Source organism: Streptomyces sp. NRRL S-920, from assembly GCF_000717945.1.
GTDB lineage: Bacteria > Actinomycetota > Actinomycetes > Streptomycetales > Streptomycetaceae > Streptomyces > Streptomyces alboniger.
In genome coordinates this window covers 79,844-96,726 of record NZ_JODF01000013.1, presented here as the reverse complement: position 1 = coordinate 96,726, position 16,883 = coordinate 79,844, and the positions used below count along the sequence as shown (strand labels likewise).

Annotated in this window: 16 protein-coding genes; 6 read left to right on the top strand and 10 right to left on the bottom strand. The window is 70.6% G+C overall.

Annotation, left to right across the window (positions count from 1 at the left end):
- Nucleotides 1-105: 105 nt before the first annotated feature.
- From IG54_RS0112210 to IG54_RS0112190, 5 genes are all read right to left on the bottom strand, one after another.
- The gene (locus tag IG54_RS0112210; protein WP_030781369.1) at nucleotides 106-1,464 is read right to left on the bottom strand and encodes a radical SAM protein; all 1,359 of its coding nucleotides are present in this window, start codon (nucleotides 1,462-1,464) and stop codon (nucleotides 106-108) included.
- Nucleotides 1,465-1,634: 170 nt separating this feature from the next.
- On the bottom strand, nucleotides 1,635-2,420 hold the full coding sequence (locus IG54_RS0112205) for a carbohydrate ABC transporter permease (RefSeq protein ID WP_037896935.1): 786 nt from the start codon (nucleotides 2,418-2,420) through the stop codon (nucleotides 1,635-1,637).
- An 85-nt stretch (nucleotides 2,421-2,505) separates the two neighbouring features.
- Nucleotides 2,506-3,450 carry a carbohydrate ABC transporter permease gene (locus IG54_RS0112200; protein WP_030781366.1) on the bottom strand — a complete coding sequence of 315 codons (945 nt, stop codon included), beginning with the start codon at nucleotides 3,448-3,450 and terminating at the stop codon, nucleotides 2,506-2,508.
- Nucleotides 3,447-4,703: an ABC transporter substrate-binding protein gene (locus tag IG54_RS0112195; protein WP_030781363.1), complete on the bottom strand. Its 1,257-nt coding sequence runs from the start codon at nucleotides 4,701-4,703 to the stop codon at nucleotides 3,447-3,449. Before IG54_RS0112195 ends, IG54_RS0112200 begins: the two co-directional genes overlap by 4 nt.
- 140 nt (nucleotides 4,704-4,843) lie before the next feature.
- Nucleotides 4,844-5,977, bottom strand: a complete 1,134-nt coding sequence (locus tag IG54_RS0112190; RefSeq protein ID WP_030781361.1) for an amidinotransferase — start codon at nucleotides 5,975-5,977, stop codon at nucleotides 4,844-4,846.
- Nucleotides 5,978-6,350: 373 nt separating this feature from the next.
- Between IG54_RS0112190 and IG54_RS0112185 the strand changes: the two genes are divergently transcribed.
- From IG54_RS0112185 to IG54_RS37880, 3 genes are all read left to right on the top strand, one after another.
- Nucleotides 6,351-7,442 carry a mechanosensitive ion channel family protein gene (locus IG54_RS0112185; protein WP_030781360.1) on the top strand — a complete coding sequence of 364 codons (1,092 nt, stop codon included), beginning with the start codon at nucleotides 6,351-6,353 and terminating at the stop codon, nucleotides 7,440-7,442.
- A 60-nt stretch (nucleotides 7,443-7,502) separates the two neighbouring features.
- Nucleotides 7,503-8,429 (top strand): cation diffusion facilitator family transporter, encoded by a 927-nt coding sequence (locus IG54_RS0112180; protein ID WP_030781359.1) that lies wholly within the window; start codon nucleotides 7,503-7,505, stop codon nucleotides 8,427-8,429.
- Between the two features lie 77 nt (nucleotides 8,430-8,506).
- Nucleotides 8,507-8,995 carry a hypothetical protein gene (locus IG54_RS37880; protein ID WP_051819452.1) on the top strand — a complete coding sequence of 163 codons (489 nt, stop codon included), beginning with the start codon at nucleotides 8,507-8,509 and terminating at the stop codon, nucleotides 8,993-8,995.
- Between the two features lie 35 nt (nucleotides 8,996-9,030).
- On the opposite strand, the gene IG54_RS0112170 is transcribed toward IG54_RS37880, so the two are convergent.
- The 3 genes from IG54_RS0112170 to IG54_RS0112160 form a co-directional block, all read right to left on the bottom strand.
- Nucleotides 9,031-10,533 (bottom strand): UDP-N-acetylmuramoyl-L-alanyl-D-glutamate--2,6-diaminopimelate ligase, encoded by a 1,503-nt coding sequence (locus IG54_RS0112170; protein ID WP_030781351.1) that lies wholly within the window; start codon nucleotides 10,531-10,533, stop codon nucleotides 9,031-9,033.
- Between the two features lie 206 nt (nucleotides 10,534-10,739).
- Nucleotides 10,740-10,877: a hypothetical protein gene (locus IG54_RS41990; protein WP_158708857.1), complete on the bottom strand. Its 138-nt coding sequence runs from the start codon at nucleotides 10,875-10,877 to the stop codon at nucleotides 10,740-10,742.
- Between the two features lie 128 nt (nucleotides 10,878-11,005).
- Entirely contained in the window at nucleotides 11,006-11,941 is a 936-nt protein-coding gene (locus IG54_RS0112160) for a LysR family transcriptional regulator (protein ID WP_030781348.1), read from the bottom strand.
- A gap of 71 nt (nucleotides 11,942-12,012) precedes the next feature.
- On the opposite strand from IG54_RS0112160, the gene IG54_RS0112155 reads away from it, so the two are divergent.
- Nucleotides 12,013-12,909, top strand: coding sequence for a dihydrodipicolinate synthase family protein (locus IG54_RS0112155; RefSeq protein WP_030781346.1), 897 nt, complete (start codon nucleotides 12,013-12,015; stop codon nucleotides 12,907-12,909).
- A gap of 136 nt (nucleotides 12,910-13,045) precedes the next feature.
- On the top strand, nucleotides 13,046-14,413 hold the full coding sequence (gene gdhA / locus IG54_RS0112150; RefSeq protein WP_037896934.1) for an NADP-specific glutamate dehydrogenase: 1,368 nt from the start codon (nucleotides 13,046-13,048) through the stop codon (nucleotides 14,411-14,413).
- A gap of 19 nt (nucleotides 14,414-14,432) precedes the next feature.
- On the opposite strand, the gene IG54_RS0112145 is transcribed toward gdhA, so the two are convergent.
- Nucleotides 14,433-15,323 carry an NAD-dependent protein deacetylase gene (locus tag IG54_RS0112145; protein WP_030781341.1) on the bottom strand — a complete coding sequence of 297 codons (891 nt, stop codon included), beginning with the start codon at nucleotides 15,321-15,323 and terminating at the stop codon, nucleotides 14,433-14,435.
- Between the two features lie 56 nt (nucleotides 15,324-15,379).
- Between IG54_RS0112145 and IG54_RS0112140 the strand changes: the two genes are divergently transcribed.
- Nucleotides 15,380-15,652 (top strand): DUF3253 domain-containing protein, encoded by a 273-nt coding sequence (locus IG54_RS0112140; RefSeq protein WP_030781338.1) that lies wholly within the window; start codon nucleotides 15,380-15,382, stop codon nucleotides 15,650-15,652.
- A gap of 16 nt (nucleotides 15,653-15,668) precedes the next feature.
- On the opposite strand, the gene IG54_RS0112135 is transcribed toward IG54_RS0112140, so the two are convergent.
- Nucleotides 15,669-16,835: an alkaline phosphatase PhoX gene (locus tag IG54_RS0112135; protein WP_030781336.1), complete on the bottom strand. Its 1,167-nt coding sequence runs from the start codon at nucleotides 16,833-16,835 to the stop codon at nucleotides 15,669-15,671.
- Nucleotides 16,836-16,883 lie beyond the last annotated feature (48 nt).

The following is a 16,883-nucleotide window of genomic DNA, read 5'->3' as shown; positions in this document are numbered from 1 at the left end:
CGGAAGCGTGCTACAGCCGGACAGAGGGCGTCAAGGGATCGGTACGACCATGGCGGGACGTCGCCCCTGCCATGGTCGACCGTCGTCACGAGCCCGGGGTGAGGGCTACCGCGTCCGCGTGGCGGCGTCCGCGTCCTGCGGGGCCGGGGTCTCCGCGGGCAGGCTGTCCATGAAGGAGCTGACGGAGAAGACCGCGTTGCCGGGGCCGGCGGGGCCGTAGCCGGGCGGTGACGTCAGGCCGTTGGCCTCCAGCGTCGCGCGGTAGGCCTCCAGGAGACGGACGTGGTACTCCAGCGGGGCGCCCTGGGGGTTCGCCTTGCCCAGCGGCGTCGTGGGCTCTGGGCACCACGTGGTGAAGCGGGGCGTGATGCCGCGCGACATGAAGTACTGGAGCCCCTCGACCGTGGAGTCGATCGCCTCGTCCACCGTCTTGAAGCCGAACGGCTCCGCCATCTCCACGCCCGCCACGAAGTTGGGGATGACGTTGCGCGGGCCGAACACCTCGGCGGAGTCCAGGATGCGGCGGTGCCACTCGTCACGGCCGACGTAGCGCTCCTTGCCGGGGCAGTACCGCTCGAAGAGGTACGGGTCCCACACCTCGTAATTGGGGTGGTAGATCCGCACTCCGTAGTCGTGGAAGCGCTGTACGTCCGCCTTGGGCAGCGCCTGGGCGACGACCTTGCCGATCCAGCGGCCGGGGAAGCGCTCCTCGATGGCCTTCGCGTACTGCCCGTAGAAGTCGGCCTCGTCCTTGCCGCCGATCTGCGAGGTGATGGCGCCGCCGGTGAGCGTGTACGCGGTGGAGGACTTGCCGGTGTCGTACTTGTCGATGATGGCGAGGGCCTCGAGGACCTCCTCCACCGGCTTCACTCCCGTGTAGGGCCGTCCGGCCGCCTTGTGCTGGCGCCAGTTGTGGTTGATGTCGCAGTACTGGCACTCCTCCTTGGCGCCGAAGTACTGGCAGACCCGGAACACCGTCAGATAGATGAGGTAGCCCCACTGGATGGTGGGCGCGACCTCCATGACGGACTTGCCGTTCTCCAGCGTGTGCCGGTAGTAGTCCGGCATCGGCGGGAGGCCCACGTCGGAGATGCGCGCGCCGTCGAGGTAGAGGCCGAGCACGCCGTGGTCGTCGGCGGCGACACGGTACGGCGAGGACGGGTTCACACGGACCGAGACGACGGTGCGGCGCAGCTCGTAGGGGCCGCCGGTGAGGACGATCTCCTCCGGCGGGCGGCGCAGCGCGGCGGCGCCCAGCTCGGGGAGGGTGCCGTGGTCGAAGGAGAAGATGAAGTACGACTTCGGCTTGACCTCGCCACCCTCGTTGTCGCTCAGGGCCGACTCGTCGAAGGCGATCCCGCCGCGCAGCAGATCCTCCTTGATCACGGCTTCCCGCGGCACGTGCGGGAACCGCTCCATGAGTGACTCGATGAGCTGGGTACGGTTCTCGCTGCGGCTTGGCATGGGCCGGGCACCTCGTATCCTGTCGGGCGATCTGTCCCGTCCACGCTAATACGCGCCCGGTCCGTCGCGGAACCGGCTCCGGTCGCGGGCCGCGTCCGCCCCGGGTCTAGGCTGTGGACGGCGTGCCCGCGACCGGGACCGCGGTTCTTGGCGGGGGACGGCCCGCGGGCTCAGCTCTTGGAGCCGGACAGGGCGACGCTCTGGACGAAGTGCCGCTGGAGGAAGACGTAGACCAGCAGCATGGGCAGGCTCGCGATGACGGAGCCGGCCATCATCACGGGGTAGTTGGTTTCGTACTGGCCCTCCAGGGAGGTCAGTCCGGCGCTGATCGGCATCTTCGCCGGGTCGGTGTTGACGATCAAGGGCCACAGCAGGTCGTTCCAGGACCACATCGCGGTGATGACGGCGAGCGCGGCGAGCGCGGGCCTGATCAGCGGCAGCATGATGGACCAGAAGATGCGGAAGGAGCCCGCGCCGTCGATGCGGGCGGCCTCCTCCAGCTCCCTGGGGAGCGCGAGGAAGAACTGGCGCAGCATGAACGTGCCGAACGCGCTGAACATGCCGGGCAGGAACAGCGCGGGGGCGGAGTTCAGCAGGCCGAGCCCCTGGATGATGTCGTACTGCGGCAGGACGAGCAGGGAACTCGGCACCATGAGGACGGACAGGAACAGCGCGAACAGGACGTTGCGCCCCCTGAACCGCATGCGGGCGAAAGAGTAGGCGGCGAGCGAGCAGAACACGAGCTGGCCGAGAGTGCGCCCGACCGTGTTCAGCACACTGTTGGTGAGCATCTCGCGGAACGGCAGCGCGGTGAAGACCTCGTCGAAGCTCGCCCAGTTCCAGGTGTCGGGCAGGAACGTGGGCGGGACGCGCGAGGTCTCCGCGAGGGTCTTCAGCGCGGTCAGCAGCTGCCACAGGAACGGGAAGACCATCACGAGCGCGCCCAGCGACAGCACGGCGTGGGTGGCGACGGATCCGGCACGCCCACGCCCGCGCTTTCTAGCCTCACTCCCCTTTCGGGGCTCAAGCCCCTTTCGCGCCTCACTCATAGTGCACCCACCTCCTCTGGAGCCGGAATTGCAGATACGTCAAGGCGGCGATGAGGAGCATGAGCAGGAAGGCGAGCGCGGCCGCGGCTCCTTGCGCGTTCTCGATGAACGCCCATTTGTAGAAGAGGCCCACGACGGACTGCGTATCGCCGATCGCGGGATTCTTCTCGGCCATCATGATGTAGATCAGATCGAAGGTCTGGAGTGAATTGATCATGCAGATGACCGAGGCGAAGAACAGGGTGGGACTGAGGAGGGGAAGGGTGATGGTGAAGAACCGGCGCAGCGCCCCGGCCCCGTCGAGTTCCGCGGCCTCGTAGTAGTCCCGCGGGATTCCCTTGATGCCCGCCATGAAGATGATCAAGTAGTAGCCGGTGGTCGACCAGACCATGACCGTGCCGATCGCGTAGACGGCCGTGGAGGGGTCGGAGACCCAGTAGTGCCGGTCGACGCCGAACCGGCTCAGGATGTCGTTGAGGAGCCCGAAGTCGCCGTTGTAGAGCCAGTTCCAGACCAGCCCGACCGCGACGGGGAGCGTCACGAACGGCACGAAGTACAGGGCGCGGTAGAGGGCGACACCGCGCAGGCCGCGCCGGTTGAGCAGGGCCGCGACGACGATCGCGATCGGCAGCGCGGTGAGCCCGATGAGGCTGTAGACGAGCGTATTGCCGAGCGCCTGCCAGACCGTGACGTCCTTCACGACGCGTATGTAGTTGTCGGTCCCGATGAACGTATGACCGCCGAAGGCCCCGAATTCGGTGAAGCTGAAGTAGAAGGTCTGGAGCAGGGGCCAGAAGTAGAAGACGGCGAAGCCGAGGCCGAGCGGCGCTATGAAGAGATAGGCGGCGCGCTGGCCGCGGGGACCGGCACGCCCGCCGGCCGCGGCGGCGCCGCGATCCGCCGCCCTCGATGCCGCCGTCGCGGGAAAGACACTCATGAGGCGCGTTCCTCCTTCAGGGCCCGGTCCATCTGCTCACCCAGCGTGCGGGCGGCACCCTCGATGCCGCCCTTGCCGCTGAACGCGGCGCCGAGGAGCGGATACTGGAGGTTCTCCCAGACCGCGGTGTTCTCGGAGCTGGGATAGGGAACGGCGTACTCCTGCATCTCGATGAAGTGCTTCAGCTCGAATTCGGGCATCGACTTGAGCCAGGCGTCCTGTGTTCCTTCGTACGAGGAGATGGTCGCGCCCGCTGTCGCCTGGATCTCGGCGGCCTCGCGCCCCGCCATGAAGTGCGTGAATTTCCAGGCGGCTTCCTTCTTGCGGCTCTTGGCGGAGATGACGTTCGCCAGGCCGTGGATGATGGTGGCCCTGCGCCGGCCCCGGGGCAGCACCGCGATGCCGCCGTGGTCCTTGAGCGCGGGCACCGCGTACATCTGCCCGGCCATCGCTGACAGGTCGTAGTTCATGGCGACCTTCTCGGACCAGTAGCGCACCCGCCCGATGGACTCGACCATCGCGCTCTGCGGCGGCGACCAGCCCCGGTCGACCATGTCGGTCAAGAAGCGCAGCCCCTCGATGGACCGCTCGTCCCCGAAGCCCGAGCGGCCGTCCTTAAGGATGTAACCGCCCGCGCCGCAGACGGCCGGGTAGATCTTCATCTGCCGTTCCATCTCGGCGGCGAAGCCGTGCACGCGGCGACCGGGGTCGGTGAGTTCGGCGGCCGCGTCCCGCAGATCGTCCCAAGTCCACGTGGCGTCCGGGTACTTGATGCCCGCCTTGTCGAAGAGCGCCTTGTTGTACCAGAGGCCGATGGTGTCGAAGTCCTTGGGCAGGCCGTACTGCGTGCCGCGGTAGGCGTAGAGCCTCACCAGGGCGTCCGGGTGGCGGTCCACGGGCGTGGCGTCGGCCTCGATGTGGCCGGTGAGCGGTTCGAGGACGCCACCGGCCGCGTACAGCTGGAAGTTGACGGCGTTCATCCAGAAGACGTCGGGTGCCGTGCCGCCGCGCATCGACGTCTTGAGGGTGGTCCAGTAGCTCGCCCAGGGGGTCAGCTCGATGCGTACGGAGATCCGCGGATGCCGTCTCTCGAACGCGGCGATGATCTTCCGCATGCCCGGCACCTGCGCCGGGTCCCACATGCCGTACGAGAGCGTGGTCCTGCCCCCGCCGTCCGAGCCGCCGCCTCCGCCGGTGCAGGCGGTGAGCAGGGGGGCGGCCAGCGCCCCGCCGAGCAGTGTCCTTCTGCGCATACGCGCCTCGCCTCCCGGAGAGTCGAGTTCCGCACAGTGCTTCACCCCGGACCCGTGCCGGACAGCCCGGTCGGCGGGCCGTCGTCAGGGGCGGCCCGCCGAATGCGGTCAGGACACTTTCCTACCCGTGGGCGGGGCGATCAGTCGAAGTACGACTCCAGCGTGCCGCGCCGGCGGACGTCGAGCGTGGCGCAGTGGAACGAGCCGCCGAACGGCGCGTAGTGCAGCAGGTCGCACGGGATCGGTTCGAAGCCCCACTTCTCGAGCGCGCGCAGCATGCCGGTGTGGTGCCGCTCGGCGATGACCCGCTTCTCGTCGAGCATCAGCACGTTCATGCTGAGCCACTTGCCGCACATCGAGGTCATTTTGAGCAGGCGCTCGTCGATCGGATCGGGTTCGGGTGCGACCAGGACGTCCCACGACCGCAGGACGTCGGGCAGCCGGTCGACGTCGATGTACTCGGGGTTGACCAGGACCTTGCCGGGCGCGAGCAGGACGAACGTGGTGTCGATGTGCATGGGCGTACGGCAGCGGCTCTCGATCTCGTGGATGCGGTACCCGGGCCCGAGATGGCGGCGCAGCCATTCGATGCCCATCTGGTTGGTCACGTTGCTTCGCGTGACGAACAGATCGCGGCCCGCGCGCACGAAGTCCGCCGCGTCGAATACCGGCTCGAATTCCGTGAGGATGTAGCGCATCGGCTCATCACCCTCGGGAGGGCGGAAATCCTTCTCGTACAGCGCGTCGGTGAGCTGCGGCTTGGGCGCCGAGGTCCAGCGCGCGCCACGCCGGAAGTAGTCCTTGAGCAGCTCGCGATAGGAGTGGGTCTCGAAATACCGGGACGGCCACGCCATCGGGGTCTCGATGATCTCGTCCCCGATGACGAGCATGGCGTCGCGCGGGCAGGAGTTGCAGAATCCGCGGGACGACCAGTCGGGGGTGCTGAAGCGCTGCTTGTGGTCGACCGCGTCCGGGCGCGTGACCGTGACACCGAGGGACCGCAGCAGGGTGATGAACTGGTCGAGTTCCTGCTGGGCCGGCTCGATCAGCCTGCGCGGGTACTCGAAACCGGCGGCGAGCCCCTGCAACCGCGCCGCCCAGGGCGGGATGTTGCAGGCCACCACCGGATGGCTGGAGGGAATCGTCGAGCCGTCGAGGCGCCCGACGACGACCTCCTCCAGCGGGTCCCACTCATTGTGTGAATTGACCGGCGAGACGAGAGCCTCGTGGCCTGTCTCCCCTGCCGGAATTCCGGGTCTGCGCACTACCGTCATGCTCAACCGCTTCCGCTCGCAGAAACCAACGATTCACCGGACTCGACGCCCAACGGAACGACGCACCGGACTCGACGCCCTACGGGACGAGGCCCCACAAACGCGTCGAGTACCAGCATCCGCGATATTCATGCCATCGCCATCTCCGACACCGCGTCACGGCCGACCGGTTGACAGAGGTGACCGGTCTGTGAAGATCCAGGTGGGGGTATGCGCGCCTGCTGGACACGGATGGGGCAGGATGACGTCCGCGCCGGGCCGCTCCCCCCTCCGGCGTGACCGAACCCCCGGAATCGAGCAGGTATCACAAGGTGACGACACATCACATACGCAGCGTGCAGGCGGCCACCTCCCGTACGGCGGGGGTGAACTGATGACCCGTGCGCTCACCCTGCACGACTGGATCATGGCCGGGATCGCGGTGGCCGCAGGTGTCGGGGCCGGGCTGCTGCTGCGGACCCTGCTGCGCTGGCTGGGCGAGCGGGCGAGCCGCACGCGGTGGAACGGCGACGACGTCATCGTCGACGCGCTGCGCACCCTCGTGCCCTGCGCGGCCATCACCGCCGGGCTCGCCGCCGCGGCGGGCGCGCTCCCGCTCACCCCGCGGACCGGACGCAACGTCACCATGACGCTGACGGCGCTGCTCATCCTCGCGGCGACGCTGACGGCGGCGCGGATCGTCACCGGCCTCGTCAGGGCCCTGGCGCAGTCGCGCTCCGGAGTGGCGGGGTCGGCCACGATCTTCGTGAACATCACGCGGGTCGTCGTTCTCGCGATGGGGTTCCTCGTCGTCCTCCAGACCCTCGGCATCTCCATCGCCCCGCTGCTCACCGCGCTCGGCGTGGGCGGCCTCGCCGTCGCCCTCGCGCTCCAGGACACCCTCGCCAACCTCTTCGCGGGCGTCCACATCCTCGCGGCGAAGACGGTGCAGCCCGGCGACTACATCCGGCTGAGCAGCGGCGAGGAGGGCTATGTGGTCGACATCAACTGGCGCAACACCACGGTGCGCCAGCTCTCCAACAACCTCGTGATCATCCCCAACGCCAAGCTGGCGAGCACCAACATGACCAACTACAGCCGCCCCGAGCAGGAGCTGTCGATCATGGTGCAGGCAGGGGTCAGCTACGACAGCGACCTGGAGCAGGTCGAGCGGGTCACGACCGAGGTCGTGGACGAGGTGATGAAGGACATCACGGGCGCGGTCCCCGACCATGAGGCGGCCGTCCGCTTCCACACGTTCGGCGACTCGCGGATCAGCTTCACGGTGATCCTGGGCGTCGGCGAGTTCAGCGACCAGTACCGGATCAAGCACGAGTTCATCAAGCGCCTGCACCAGCGCTACCGCGCCGAGGGCATCCGGGTCCCCGCACCGGCCCGCACGGTCACCGTCCACCAGGGCGAGCTGCCGCCCCCGCTCGGCATCCCCCACCAGCGGGACGTCTCGACGCCGCCGCGGGTGCGCTGAGCCGGACACCGAGGGCGCACCGAGTGGCGGCCCGCGGGCCTGCATGATCCACTCGCGGGCATGGGGCACGACCACGGCCCGTCCACCGCGACGGCGGGCGGCACGCTCAGCGGGACGTATCGCAACCGACTGCTGTGGACCATCGGCATCAGCGCCTCGATCACCGTCATCCAGGTGATCGGCGCGCTCCTGTCCGGCAGCCTCGCGCTCCTCGCCGACGCCGCGCACAGCCTGACCGACGCGGTCGGCGTCTCCCTCGCCCTCGGCGCCATCACCCTCGCCCAGCGCGCGCCGACGCCGCGGCGCACGTTCGGGTTCTACCGGGTGGAGATCTTCTCGGCGGTCCTCAACGCGCTGCTCCTCGTCGCCATCTTCGTCTGGGTCCTGTGGTCGGCGATCGGCCGGTTCAGCGAGCCGGTGGACGTCAAGGGCGGCCTGATGTTCGCGGTCGCGGTCGGCGGGCTCCTCGCCAACCTGGCGGGCCTGTGGCTCCTGCGGGACGCCAAGGAGAAGAGCCTCAATCTACGGGGCGCCTACCTGGAGGTCCTCGGAGACGCGCTCGGCTCGGTCGCCGTCATCGTGGGCGGCCTGATCATCCTGTTCACGGGGTGGCAGGCCGCCGACCCGATCGCCTCGATCGTCATCGGGGTGCTGATCGTGCCGCGCGCGTACGGGCTGCTGCGGGACTCCGTCCACGTACTCCTGGAGGCGACCCCGCAGGACGTCGACCTCGGGGAGGTACGGCGCCACCTCCTCGCGGAGCCGGGCGTCGTCGCCGTGCACGACCTGCACGGGTGGACCGTCACCTCGGGGATGCCGGTGCTCACCGCGCATGTGGTGGTCACGGACGCCGCCCTCACGAGCGGTTACGGGGCCCTCCTCGCGCGGCTCCAGCGATGCGTCGCCGGCCACTTCGACGTGGTCCACTCGACGCTCCAGCTGGAGCCCGAGGGACACACGGAGGAGGGCGGAGCGCTGCATCTCTAGCTCCCACCGGCCGAACCCTGCCGATGCGACCGATACGACCGATGCGACCGACTCCCCGACCGGACAGGAATGGCACATTGAAGATCACGAACCGCGTCAAGCGCACCGCCCCGCTCTCCGGATTCGCGGCCCTCACCGTGCTGCTCGGACCGGCGGCGGACATGGCCTCCGCGACACCACGGACGGCCGCGCCACCACGACCGGCCGCGGTCGCCACGCTGGCCGTGGATGCGCCGGGGGCCGTGGAGGCGCCGAGGGCCGCGGACGACGCCCCGCTGCCGACGCTCACCGCGCAGACGTCCGTGAGCAGTGTGCGGGCCGCGCAGGAGTTCCGCGTCTTCGGCGCGAGCCAACATCTGCCGCCCGGCACCCCCGTCTCCCTGCAACAGCAGCAGGGCACGCGCTGGGTGGACCTGCCCGCCTCGGTGCGCACCACGCCCCGGGGGACGTACTCCATGCGGGTCGTACTCGGCATCGAGGGACGCAACGCCCTGCGCGTCACCGGCGGCGGCGCCGTCTCTCCGGTCGTCTACGTCACCGTCGAGGCCCGGGAGGAACGCGCCTGACGTACCGCAGGCGCTAGGGGACGAGGCCCGCCGGGCTACTGCCTCGACAGCTGACCCGCGCCCAGAGCGAGTTCGCGTACGACGGCCATGTCGCTGAACGGAAGCAGTTCCTCGCGGACGGTCTGGTGCGGTTCGCTGCCCTTGCCCGCGACGAGGACGGTGTCCTCGGGACCCGCCGCCGACAGCGCGAAGGCGATGGCCTCGCGGCGGTCGACGAGGCGCTCGAACGGCGTCCCGGTCGCGGCGAGGCCGGGGACGATCTGGTCCAGGATGGCCTCCGGGTCCTCGTTGCGGGGGTTGTCCGAGGTCACGACGCACAGGTCGGAGTGGGCCCCGGCGATCCTGCCCATGTCGGCCCGCTTGGTGGTGTCCCGGTCCCCGCCGCAGCCGAAGACGGTGATCACCCGGCCGCGCGTGTAGCCGCGGATGGCGGACAGGACCTTGTCGAGGGAGTCCGGGGAATGGGCGTAGTCCACGACCACGGAGGTGCCCTGCCGGGTCTCGAAGCGTTCGAACCGACCGGGTACTGGCGGCATTTGACCGAGTGCGGCGATGAGGGCGTCCAGATCGTGCCCGAGGACGTGGCAGGCGGCCAGCGTCGCGAGGGCGTTGGCCACGGAGTACCGCCCGGGGAACGGTATCGACGCCGAGTGGGCGCGCCCGCCGTGGTGAAGGGTGAAGCGCGTACCCGAGGCGCTCGCGACGAGGTCGGTCGCCCGGTAGTCGGCGGGCGCGTCGAGGGCGTACGTGGTCACCGCGCCGGGCATCAGCGCTTCGATCACGGCGCCTATGGGGTCGTCGGCGTTGACGACCGCGCGCCGGCACAGGCCCTGGAACAACCGGAGCTTGGCGTCCCGGTAGTTGGCCATCGTGCCGTGGTCGTCCAGGTGGTCCTGCGTCAGATTGGTGAACACCCCGACGTCGATGAACGTGCGGTCCACGCGGTGGTTCAGCAGCGCCATCGAGGTGGCTTCAAGGACCACGCCGGTGGTCGCGCGGTCGCGCATATAGCCCAGCAGGTACTGGAGGTCGGGCGACTCCGGGGTGGTGAGCACCGAGTGCGGCATCGGGATCAGCTCGTCGCCGATCCGGCTGCCGGCCGTCCCGATGACTCCCGTCCTCGCCCCCGCGGAGATCCGCAGGACGGATTCGACCATGTACGACACCGACGTCTTGCCGTTGGTGCCGGTGATCGCCACCACGTCCATGGCCCGGCCCGGTTCGCCGTAGTAGCGGGCGGCCACGACCGCGGCCGTACGTCGGGTGTCCGGCACCCGCACGGCGCACCTGCCCGCGGGCCACGGGGTCGCGGCGAGTGCCGGATCCGTCCCCTCGACGAGTACGGCGGCGGCCCCGCGGGCCAACGCGGCCGTCACGGCTTCGGGGCCGCCCTCCCGGTGTCCGGGCACAGCGACGAAGACGGAACCGGGCATGACCCGGTCGACATCGAAGGTCACGCCCGCGGTGATCACCGTCCCGCTCGGGTCACCGTGGAGTACATGACAATCCGGTCCGTCCAGCAAGTCGCTCAGCTTCACAAAGATCCCTTCGAAGTGGCGCGACCCGGTGGTGCGGTCACGGCCGGGCGGCAGCACCGGCGGGGGCCGGAGGGCTGCTGTGGTGAGGTGGGGCGGGAGCGGGGCCCGCCCGGCGTGGCTGTGCGAGACGGCTCTCGGCCGGGGAGGGGAGCGGGCCGGGCGCGCGGCGTGGAGAACGCGCGCGGCGCGGGCCTGTGCGCGGATCGCTAGCCGTGCTCGTGCAGGGCGATGCGCCGGGCCCGGGGTGTTCCGGCGCGGGCGGCGCCCACCGGATCGGCGACGCGCGGGCGCGGGTCCGAGGCGGCCCGCTGCCGGCGCTGCCTCGTGGAACCCATGCGACCCATGAGCCCGAGTGTACGGCCGTTCCGCCGACCGGGCGTCCAGGCCAACGGCTGCGGGGCCGCAGCGGATTGCCCGGGGCCGCCCGGCCCCGGCCCTCTCCCTCGGGAGTCCTACCGGAAATGCCGTGCCCTCATGAACCCGCCATGCGGCCGACCGCCGTCGTCGCCGCGGCCACGAAAGCGGCGATCGCCGGATGGGCGCCGCCGCCCGCACGGAAGGCGACCTTCGAGCGGCGGAACAGCGGCAGCTCCGTCAGCTCCACGCCCGCGGGGCTCGGCACGGCGGCCATCTCCGGCACGAACCCGGCCCCTTGTCCGGCGGCGACCAGCGCCAGCACGGTACGGAAGTCGTTGACCTGGTGGCGGATCCTGGGCTGGAACCCGGCGGCCTGGCAGGCGCGTACGGCCATCGCGTGACCGGTCGTGCCGTCCCGCGCGGTGATCCACGGAACCTCGGCGCGGGGCCCGAGCAGCGCTGCCAGCGTGTCCCCGCGAGCGGCACCCGCCGTCGTGCCCGTGGTCGTGACGTCGCTCCCGGCACGGGTGACGAGGTACATCGGCTCCTCGAGCAGAGGCACCTCGTCCACGGTCGTATCCGGGGTCGCGGGGACGAAGTCGTAGTCATGGACGAGGGCCACGTCCAGTTCACCGGCCCGCAGACCGTCGGAGACACGCGCGGAGTCGATTTCCCGCACCATCGGTTCCAACGCGGGGTGACGGCACGCCAGTTCGGCCAGCGCCGCCGGAACGATGGTGTGGCCGCCGGAGGGGAACGTCCCGATCCGCAGCGGCCCGCCGATGCCGTCCCGCGCCCCGGCCAGCTCGGCGACCGCCTGTTCGAGGCGGTTCAGCACCGCGTCGGCGTGCGCGACGAGGGAGCGGCCCGCGGGCGTGAGGACCACGCGCCTGCCGCTGCGTTCCAGCAGGGGGACGCCCGCCTCCCTCTCCAGCACCCCCAGCTGCTGGGAGACGGCGGAGGCGGTGAAGGTCAGCGCTTCGGCCACGGCGGCGATGGTGCCGCGGCGGTGCAGTTCGCGGAGCAGATGAAGACGACGGACATCAAGCATAAGTTCAGCTTAGGTGTGAGGGCAGAAATCAGAAATGGATCTACCGGGTGGGCGTGGGCCAGGGTGGGAGCATGAAGCCCGACCCGATCTTCCAAGGCCTGTACGTCCCCCTGATCACCCCGTTCACCGACGATCTGCGGCTGGCTCCCGATGCCCTCGCCCGACTCGCCGACGACGCGCTGTCGGCCGGGGCCGCCGGGCTCGTCGCCCTCGGTACGACCGCCGAGACCGCCACGCTGACCGCCGAGGAGAGAGAGACCGTGATCCGCGTCTGCTCGGCCGCCTGCCGGGCGCACGGGGCGCCGCTCATCGTCGGGGCCGGCACCAACGACACGGCCGCCACCATCACGGCGCTGCGAGAGCTGGCCGCCCAGGGGGACATCGCCGCCGCGCTGGTTCCCGCGCCGCCGTACACCCGCCCCGGGGAGGCGGGGACCCTGGCGCATTTCACCGCGCTGTCCGAGCACGGCGGCCTCCCCCTGGTCGTGTACGACATCCCCTACCGCACCGGGCAGACTCTCGGCGCGGACACGATCACCGCACTCGGCCGACTGCCGGGGGTCGTCGGCATCAAGCACGCGACCGGCGCGATCGACCCGACCACCATGGAGCTGCTCGGCACTCCCCTGCCCGGTTTCGCCGTGCTCGGCGGCGACGACATCGTCCTGTCGCCGCTCGTCGCGGCGGGCGCCCACGGCGGCATCGTCGCGTCGGCCCATGTGCGTACCGCCGACTTCGCCGAGATGATCACGCTGTGGCGAAGCGGTTTCGCCGCACCCGCCCGCAGCCTCGGAGCCGAGCTGGCCCGGCTGTCCGCGGCTCTCTTCACCGAGCCGAACCCGACGGTGATCAAGGGGGTCCTGCACGCCCAGAACCGCATCCCCAGCCCGGCCGTTCGCATGCCGCTGCTGGCCGCCTCCACCGGTTCGGTCCGCCGCGCGGCGCTTCTGGCGGCGGGCCGCGATTGATCCCTCGGGGCCCGCGGGTCGGCCGGTAGCACCCGGGGGCGGGCCTCGCAATGTGGTAATTCGCTGGACCTGCGGGCTGGTCACTGTGTTTACATGCGCGTGACACCTGCGGCTTGAGCGTCCAGAAAGGGCCTCTTTGACCATGCGACCCGATACGAAGACAGCGCTGCCGGCGCTCTCGCAGCTGCTCGCCGAGATCGAGCACCGCAACCCCGCCCAGCCGGAGTTCCACCAGGCCGCCCGCGAGGTGCTCGAGAGCTTGGCGCCGGTCATCGCGGCCCGCCCCGAGTACGCGGAAGCCAGCCTGATCGAGCGACTGTGCGAACCGGAGCGGCAGATCGTCTTCCGGGTGCCGTGGCAGGACGACCGCGGTCGCGTGCGGGTCAACCGCGGCTTCCGGGTGGAGTTCAACAGCGCGCTCGGCCCGTACAAGGGCGGCCTGCGCTTCCACCCGTCGGTGAACCTCGGCGTCATCAAGTTCCTCGGCTTCGAGCAGATCTTCAAGAACGCGCTGACGGGCCTCGGCATCGGCGGCGGCAAGGGCGGCAGCGACTTCGACCCGCGCGGCCGCAGCGACGCGGAGGTCATGCGCTTCTGCCAGTCGTTCATGACGGAGCTGTACCGGCACATCGGCGAGCACACGGACGTGCCCGCGGGTGACATCGGCGTCGGCGGCCGGGAGATCGGCTATCTGTTCGGCCAGTACCGGCGCATCACCAACCGCTGGGAGGCGGGCGTCCTCACCGGCAAGGGCCGGACCTGGGGCGGCTCCCTGATCCGTCCGGAGGCGACCGGTTACGGCAACGTCCTCTTCACGGCGGCGATGCTGCGTGAGCGCGGCGAGAGCCTGGAGGGCCGGACGGCGGTCGTGTCCGGCTCCGGGAACGTCGCCATCCACACCATCGAGAAGCTGGCCGCGCTGGGCGCCAACGCCGTGACCTGTTCGGACTCCTCCGGTTACGTGGTCGACGAGAAGGGCATCGACCTCGACCTCCTCAAGCAGGTCAAGGAGGTCGAACGGGCCCGGGTGGACACCTACGCCGAGCGCCGCGGTGCCTCGGCCCGCTTCGTGCCGGGCAGGCGGGTCTGGGAGGTGCCGGCCGATATCGCGCTGCCGTCGGCCACGCAGAACGAGCTGGACGCCGACGACGCCGCCACGCTGATCCGAGGCGGCGTGAAGGTCGTGTCGGAGGGCGCCAACATGCCGACGACCCCCGAGGCCGTGCGCCTCTTCCAGCAGGCGGGCGTCTCGTTCGGGCCCGGCAAGGCGGCCAACGCGGGCGGCGTCGCGGTCAGCGCCTTGGAGATGGCCCAGAACCACGCCCGTACGTCGTGGCCGGCCGAGCGCGTCGAAGAGGAACTGACGCGCATCATGAACGACATCCACAGGACGTGCCACGAGACCGCCGCGCGCTATGGGGCCCCCGGGGACTACGTGACGGGCGCGAACATCGCCGGCTTCGAGCGGGTGGCGGACGCGATGTCCGCCCAGGGCGTGATCTGACCCCGGCGGAGTCCAGGCGTCAGCTGACCCCGGTGGAGATGCCCAGCCGCTCGGCCACGGAGGTGAGTGCCGGTCCGAGCGGCAGCGCGACCCGGGTGACGGCGTGCCGGTCGCCCCGGGTGGCGTCCCGGTTGACGATCACCACTGGCTTGCCGGCCTCGGCCGCCTGGCGGACGAACCGCAGCCCGGACATCACCGTCAGCGAGGACCCGAGCACCAGCAGGGACGCCGCCTCACGGACCGCCGCGCGGCAGCGCTCGACCCGCTCGGGCGGCACCGGCTCGCCGAAGAACACCACGTCCGGCTTGAGGACGCCGCCGCAGACCGTGCAGGGCAGCACGCGGAAGTCCCCGACCTGTTCGTCGGTGAGGTCGGCGTCGCCGTCCGGGTTGAGCCCGGCGGCGACCGGCGCGAAGCCCGGGTTGGCCTCCTCCAGCCGCCGGGCCAGCTCACCGCGCGGGCCGAGGGTGCCGCAGGACAGGCAGACGACCCGGTCCAGGCTTCCGTGGAGTTCCACGGTCCGCCCGCTGCCCGCGGCCTGATGCAGGCCGTCGACGTTCTGCGTGATCACACCGGTGAGCAGCCCGTGCCGCTCGAACGCGGCTACGGCCCGGTGCCCGGCATTGGGCCGGGCCCGGCCGAAGGTGCGCCACCCGAGGTGGCTGCGCGCCCAGTACCGGCGCCGGGCCGCATGGCGGGCGGTGAACTCCTGGTAGGTCATCGGGGTGTGCCGGCTCAGGCTCCCGCCCTCGCCCCGATAGTCCGGAATTCCTGATTCCGTGGAGATGCCCGCCCCGCTGAGCACCAGCACACCGCCGGCGCCCAGCATCTCGACGACCGGCCCCACATCCGTCGTACCCGGCGGCAGGTCCTCGGCAGGAGTCCAGCTCAGAGTGGGGCGCATACGCATGCCGCCAGGGTACGGAACACCGGCGGCGCGGGAGCGGCGGTGCGACACTGGCGGATGTGACGGAGAACGACCGGCAGCCGGACCGGCGCCTGGAACGGGCCGTCCTGGAGCTGCTGGAGCGGCGCGGCCCGTCCGCGACGATCTGCCCCTCCGACGCCGCGCGGGCGGTGTACGAAGGGGACGACGACGGCTGGCGCGCCCTCATGGAACCGGCCCGCCGCGCTGCCCGTCGACTGGTGACGGCCGGCGAGGTGGAGATCACCCAGGGAGGCCGCCCCGTGAGCCCGGCGGACGCGCGCGGGCCGATCCGTATCCGCCGCGTCGGCTGACGCCCGGCCGGGTCGTTCAGGCGGTGGTGCGGAAGGGGCCGGTGACCTCGTAGGTGATGCCGCCGGATGAGCTGCCGGACGTACCGCGCTGGCTGGAGAAGTACAGCCGCCTGCCGTCGGGGGAGAAGGCCGGGCCGGTGATCTCCGAGCCCGACTGGCCGGTGATGCGCAGGAAGGGGGCCACGACCTCGGCGGGGGTGATGACGCAGATCTCCATGGTGCCGCCGTCCTCGGCGACGAACAGGTCGCCCGAGGAGCTGCCGGTGACGTTGTCGACGCCGGTCAGGGGCGCGGCGCCGTTGGTGACGAGGCTGTCGTCGTAGGCGAGTTCGTAGGTGCTGTCGCGCAGGTTGAGCCGCCAGACGCGGTTGTCGCCCTTGGTGGTGAACCAGACGGTGTCGGCGGCGTAGTGGCAGCCCTCGCCGCCGTTGAAGATCTTGGCCCCGGAGACCTGGTCGCGGGTGTAGGTGGGCGAGCCGTCCGGGTCGGGCACGTTCGTCCAGGTGAAGGAGCCGGTGGTGCCGGACCCCGCGACCAGTACCTGGAGGGTCCCGGAGGACAGGTCGCCCCAGGTGGTGGGGAGGAACCGGTAGAAGCAGCCGTCCGACTCGTCCTCGGTCAGGTAGATCGCCTTGCGCACCGGGTCGGCGGCGGCCGCCTCGTGCTTGAACTGGCCCATCGCGGCGCGGCGGACGGCGGCCTTCGTGCCCCAGGGGTCCGTCTCGTAGACGTAGCCGCGGCTGACCTCCTCGCACGACAGCCAGGTGTTCCACGGGGTGGCTCCGCCCGCGCAGTTGTTGCGGGTGTTGGACAGGACCCGGTAGGCACCCGTGACGGAACCGGAGGAGGTGAACTTCACGGCGCTCGCCCCGCCGCCGGTGGCCAGTTCGGAGTTGGATACGTATATCCAGCCCGCGCCGTCGGCGAAACAGGCGCCGCCGTCAGGGGCGCCGTGCCACGTGTACGAGGTGCCGGACACCGTCCGGCCCGAGCGGGCTATGACACGGCTGGTGAAGCCGGACGGCAGCATGATGCCGTTGGTGTCGGCGGCCAGCAGTCCACCGTAGGGGCTGGTGCCGTTCTGTGCGGGGGCCGCGTAGGCGGCGCCGTGCATGAGGGTGCCTCCGAAGACGGCGGCAGAGGTGCCGAACACCGCACCACGCAGGAAATTGCGACGGTCCACAGATACTCCTACACCGGGAAACGATCGATGAGTTGACGGGCGTCGCCG